Source organism: Actinomadura sp. SCN-SB (genome assembly GCF_043906805.1).
Taxonomy (GTDB): Bacteria; Actinomycetota; Actinomycetes; order Streptosporangiales; family Streptosporangiaceae; genus Spirillospora.
This window is the reverse complement of record NZ_JBIMPP010000136.1, coordinates 1-4765: the sequence shown is the minus strand read 5'-3', so window position 1 is coordinate 4765 and position 4765 is coordinate 1. Positions and strand designations below refer to the sequence as shown.

The following is a 4765-nucleotide window of genomic DNA, read 5'->3' as shown; positions in this document are numbered from 1 at the left end:
GCTCCGAGCCGACAGGAGTGGCTGGCCGAAGCCGGCGGGCCCGGCGCCGTCGAACCCTGGTGGCGCGGTTCGTGGAGTGCTCGCACGTCTCCGACGGCGACGCGATGGAACGGCTGTCGGACACGATCGCCATGCAGGTGCTCAACGGCTACGAGTCTGATCCCGAGAACGCCCCCTGCTGGCGCTGGCCGCGCACGAGCCGACCGTGCTCGCGCGGCGCGCGCTGTCGTCCGCGCTCGCCGTCTCCCGGGTACACGGCGTCCTGCACGGCCACGAGGGAACGGTCTGGTCGGTGGACGGGTCGCCCGACGGCTCCCGGCTCGTGTCCTCGGGCGCGGAGGGCACCGCCCGCCTCTGGGATCCCGAGGCCGCCCACGAACTCGCCGTGGCCGCCATGCACGACGACGTCTGGGACGTGTGCTGGTCCCCCGACGGCCGGCACCTGGCGACCGCGTCCAGCGAACACCGTGCGCGTCTGGGAGGCCATCACCGACGGCGAAACCCTCGCCGCCCGAGCCCGCATCAGGGTCTTCCGCCTCCTCACGGAGTCCGAACGCCGCTCCCTCATGCTTCCCGACCCGAGATAATCACTCGCCCCGCAATCACCGGGTGGGTACCGTCCCAGGGCATGAGCGGGCTTCCGGAGTTCTACATCGCGGTGGATGTCGAGGCCGACGGGCCGATCCCCGGGCCGTACAGCATGATCTCGCTGGGCATGGTCGTGGTGGGCCGCCCGGACCTGCGGTTCTACAGCGAGCTGCGCCCGATCTCGGACGACTTCGTCCCGGAAGCGCTGGCGGTCTCGGGACTCGACCGGGACCGGCTGATCCGCGAGGCTCCCCCGGCCGAAGAGGCGATGGCGGCCGCCGCGAAGTGGATCAACGGCCTGCGCAGCGAAGGCCGCCCGGTCTTCCTGGCCGGCCCCGCCGTCTTCGACGGGATGTTCGTCCACTGGTACTTCATGCGCTTCCTCGGCAAGAGCCCGTTCTCCGCCAGCGGCGCGGGAATCGACCTGCGCAGCTACTGGATGGGCCTGCAAGGCTGCGAATGGGTCAGCACCCGGAAGAGCATCATCAAACAAAAGCTGGGCGTCAAAGGCTACCCCCACACCCACCACGCCGGCGAGGACGCCGCAGAACTGGCCGCCGTCTTCGAAGCCATCCTGGCCTCCAGAGAAGACAACACATAACCACTTACGCCGCCCTCGGCGTGCAGTCGTGGATCTCGCCGAATCGCTGTTGTGCGATCCGCATGAACGCGAACATATCCTGCACCGCGTCCCGCCCCCGCACCACGGGTGCAAAATCAATGCTGAGAGACGGTCGGTTCTCTCCGCAGCGGAACAGGGCGATCATGTGGTTGGTGCGAGGGCTCACGTGATCGGTGATTGCGAACCCTCGGCCCAGGTCGGCGGGCGACTGGTGAGAATCATTGTCCGAATATGCCTGTTCGTGCATGGTGAGAATTCGCTCCCCGCCATCAAATTCCCACACAACGTCGAGGTGCCGTATCCGCACATCCGGCTGCCTTTGGATCATCGCCACACAAACGCCGCCATAGCTGGAATCTTTATCCATGCTTGCTCGTAGTGGCTTGTACAATCCCGTGGCGCGCCTGAACTCGGCCTTTGGAATGAGGTCGCAGAGATACGGGGCGGTGTTCCCTGTAGGGCGCGGATCGGGCGAGGGAGTGACCGTAGAACGTGCGGTGCTCCGTGGAGGGACGCAGGTGTGGCCGCAAGGAGGCAAAGCAATGCCGCGGCGATGCTTCGTCGCCCTGTCCTCCTCATCGCTGCCCGTTCTTTCACTACGGTCTCGGTGTGCACTTGTGGATCTCGCCGAACCGCTGCTGTGCGATCCGCATGAACGCGATCATGTCCTGTACCGCGTCCCGTCCTCGCACCACGGGCACAAAATCGATACCCATCCATGGTCGTTTCTTTCCGCAGCGGAAGAGTGCGATCACGTAGTTGGTGCGGGGGCGGATGTCGTGGGTGGTCGCGAATCCACGCCCCAGGTCGCTCGGCAACTTGTGCGGGTTGTTGTCCATATAGTCCTGCTCAAGCCCACCAAGGATTCTCTCCCCTTCGTCGAAATCCCACTGGATCCCAAGTGGAGGCCTGCCCGTCGGTCGATGAGCCAGGCACAATCCGTTGTTGCTCGGATCGCCGTTCATGTTGGCCTCCATTGGCCCGCGCACACCGGTAACACGCCTGAATTCTGCTTCTGGAATGAGATCGCAGAGATAAGGGGCGGTGTTTCTTATGGGGCGCAGATCGGGGCTGGAGGGTGATGGGGCGGGAGGAGCATGGTCGGACGCGGAATCGCAGGCGAGCGCCGCAAAGAGTATGGAAGCTAGCGTTAGGGAGGAACGCATGGTTCCACGCCGGCTCATCGCTGGCCGCTCCTCTTTACGTTGAATCGGCCGTCCGGCGTGCGGTAATGCCCTACAGTCTGGTTCATGCCACTGTCGGAGGCGCGTGCTGCACGCTCCTGAAGCTCGCTGATCCTGAATCGTTCATCCACCCACCTGGAAAGCTCGTCATACTGCCGGGGAGTGAGAGAATCCAGCGGACGTAGCCTGGGCGGCCTGTCGTCGGTGGCGAACGATTTTCCTTCAAGATTTCGAGAATCTACTTTTCCGCTTACCAGAAAACTTGAAATGAGTAGTTGGCCGAACAGTGACTCGATGGCCTCGGTGTTGGTGGTTGGTTTTGTTAGGGTCTTGTCGGGTTGTTCTTCGTAGCGTTTCGCGGCTTGCAGGGCCAGGGCTTCGAGGGCCTTGTGGACGGTGTTCTCGTAGGCCATCGCGCCTGCGGTGCCGCCTCGCTTGGCGACTGCTTCGGAGCCTACGTCGCTGATCAGGCCGACGCCGGAGGAGACCATGTTCCGGAGTTGCTCGTTGGCCGCTTCGACTCGGTCGTCCTCGGCGAGGGTCGCCTGGTTCCTCGCTTCGAGGAGGTGGCCGAAGATTTGGCCGTTGACGACGATCGCGTTGGTGAGGCGGGTGCGGTCTCCGCCGGCGGCGCGGTCGATGTCGGCCTTGGTGTGGGCGATCTGGGCCTTCAGGAGGGTGCTGAAGGCATCGGAGTTCCGGCTGAGGTCGAGGATGACGTAGTCGAGGTCGGCGTCGGTCACGGGTGCGTTGGTGCGGTTCGCGCCGAGGATGAAGGTGCGGTACAGGTCGTTCACCTTCACGATGTGCGTGGACAGAAGGTTGGCGACGTGGGGGCGGAGGCCGGAGAGGGCGTCCATCGTCTTCTTGTCGCCGGTTCTCAGTTCGAGTGCCCCCGGGTCGACGGAGAAGTAGCCCCTGGCTTCGCGGGCCAGGAGGTCGATGGTGTGGAGGGCCAGGCGTTCGGATTCCGGGTCATGGCCCTTGGCGGCGGTTTCGATGAGGCGGCCGAGGGCGGCGCCGTGGTCGGTTTCGGCCCAGATCATTCGGCGTTCGTGGATGAGGTATTCCAGGTTGGTGTTCTTGGGGAACGTTGTGGACGGGTCGCCGGTGTACGGGCCCATCGGGCGGGGTGAAAGGAGGGCCTGGGCGCCTTGGCGGCCGGATGTGATGGCGATGTCGAGCAGCGGCATCAGGTAGTCGGTCTTGCGTTCGCCCAGCTTGACATGGGTGGTGCCTGGGTCCAGTGCGTTGCCGAGGGCGAACTTGCCGGTGAGGTCGGGGAGGGGCCGGCCCCACTGTTGCCGGTGGATGTCGCGGTCGTAGGCGATCATGTCGCTGCCCACGGTGCGGAGGAATTCGGGGGAGAAGCGGTTGCCGCCCGCGGCGGCGAGGATGGTGGACAGGGATTGGTAGCCCACTACCGCATGCGGTGGCTTGCCGTGCGGTGGGAAGGTCGCCCGGCCTGCCTGGGTCAGCTGCTTGAGATAGTCGTCGCCGATGGAGCCGCTTCGGTTGGGGTGGGAGGAGATGGCGAGGCTGCGTCCGAGGAGGGAGATGACGGCTCTGGCGTCCCAGGCCGTGGCGTCGGCGTTGCGGTGACGGTGAAGGTCGGCCTTGAGTTCGAGGTTGAAGTCCAAGGGGACTTTGAGAAGCCCTTCGGGGCCCAGCGCTTCCAGCAGGCCCTTGGCGAACGCCGGTTTGACGTCCCGGGCGATGATCCGGCGCAGTTCCGCCATCGCCTTCTGGTCTCCGGCGGCGGCCCGGCGGACGAGGTCGGCGGTCCTTCGTCCGTCCGCATAGGCGATCTGGTCGTTGTAGCGGTCGGGGAGTTTCAGGTAGGTGCCGTCGGGGCGGCATACCGTCATCGCCAGTTTCTGCCGGTCGAGGTTGTGCGCCAGCAGGCTGCGGCGGCGCAGGTCGGCCGACGCGGTGGCGGCCCAGGAGGCCAGCCTTTTGATCTCCATGGCGGGGCCGGTGCTGACGCCGGCGCCATGCAGGGCCTGCCATACGTGATGGGCCAGATCTTCCAGGCTTCGCGCGGCACGGCTCATGTCCTGCGTCATGCGATCGAACTCCTGGAGTTTGACGCCGCAGGTGTCGGGGCCGAGCCAGCTCATAGCGGCGGCCCCTTTTGGCGAAGTCTTTCCTGGACGAGTTCGAGGGCCTTGCGTAGCTGGGTGTGGAGTTCGCGGTCGCCGCGTTCGAGTTCGCGGCCGAATGACCGTGCGGACGCGCCGCCGACCCAAGCGTGGTCTTCCATGGCTTTCCTCGGCCCCGTGAACGTGTGCCAGTGCTCGTTCGACAGCGTCTGCAGCCTGCCCAGCAGTAGCTGTAGCCGGAAACGCTCGGCTTCGTCTGGCGGGGCCAT

General features: G+C 65.5%; 5 protein-coding genes and 1 pseudogene. 2 read left to right on the top strand and 4 right to left on the bottom strand.

All coding sequences use genetic code 11. The features are described 5' to 3' along the window. Positions 1-205: 205 nt before the first annotated feature. Both ACGWYJ_RS38560 and ACGWYJ_RS38555 read left to right on the top strand, forming a co-directional pair. Positions 206-463: pseudogene (locus ACGWYJ_RS38560) on the top strand (hypothetical protein); the annotation flags it as partial. A 165-nt stretch (positions 464-628) separates the two neighbouring features. After that, positions 629-1189 (top strand): exonuclease, encoded by a 561-nt coding sequence (locus tag ACGWYJ_RS38555; protein ID WP_395111627.1) that lies wholly within the window; start codon positions 629-631, stop codon positions 1187-1189. A gap of 4 nt (positions 1190-1193) precedes the next feature. On the opposite strand, the gene ACGWYJ_RS38550 is transcribed toward ACGWYJ_RS38555, so the two are convergent. From ACGWYJ_RS38550 to ACGWYJ_RS38535, 4 genes are all read right to left on the bottom strand, one after another. After that, on the bottom strand, positions 1194-1577 hold the full coding sequence (locus tag ACGWYJ_RS38550; RefSeq protein ID WP_395111625.1) for a hypothetical protein: 384 nt from the start codon (positions 1575-1577) through the stop codon (positions 1194-1196). Positions 1578-1806: 229 nt separating this feature from the next. After that, positions 1807-2175: a hypothetical protein gene (locus tag ACGWYJ_RS38545; protein WP_395111623.1), complete on the bottom strand. Its 369-nt coding sequence runs from the start codon at positions 2173-2175 to the stop codon at positions 1807-1809. A 215-nt stretch (positions 2176-2390) separates the two neighbouring features. Next, a complete protein-coding gene (locus ACGWYJ_RS38540) occupies positions 2391-4514 on the bottom strand; it encodes a DUF6571 family protein (protein ID WP_395111621.1) in 2124 nt (707 codons plus the stop codon). Beyond that, positions 4511-4765, bottom strand: a 255-nt coding sequence (locus ACGWYJ_RS38535; protein ID WP_395111619.1) for a hypothetical protein, incomplete at its 5' end; no start/stop codon positions are given. The genes ACGWYJ_RS38540 and ACGWYJ_RS38535, both read right to left, overlap by 4 nt.

Excerpts from the sequence above, each read along its gene's own strand:
- ACGWYJ_RS38540 (WP_395111621.1), bottom strand. The coding sequence starts at position 4,514 with ATGAGCTGGCTCGGCCCCGACACCTGCGGCGTCAAACTCCAGGAGTTC.
- ACGWYJ_RS38555 (WP_395111627.1), top strand. The coding sequence starts at position 629 with ATGAGCGGGCTTCCGGAGTTCTACATCGCGGTGGATGTCGAGGCCGAC.
- ACGWYJ_RS38550 (WP_395111625.1), bottom strand. The coding sequence starts at position 1,577 with ATGGATAAAGATTCCAGCTATGGCGGCGTTTGTGTGGCGATGATCCAA.
- ACGWYJ_RS38545 (WP_395111623.1), bottom strand. The coding sequence starts at position 2,175 with ATGAACGGCGATCCGAGCAACAACGGATTGTGCCTGGCTCATCGACCG.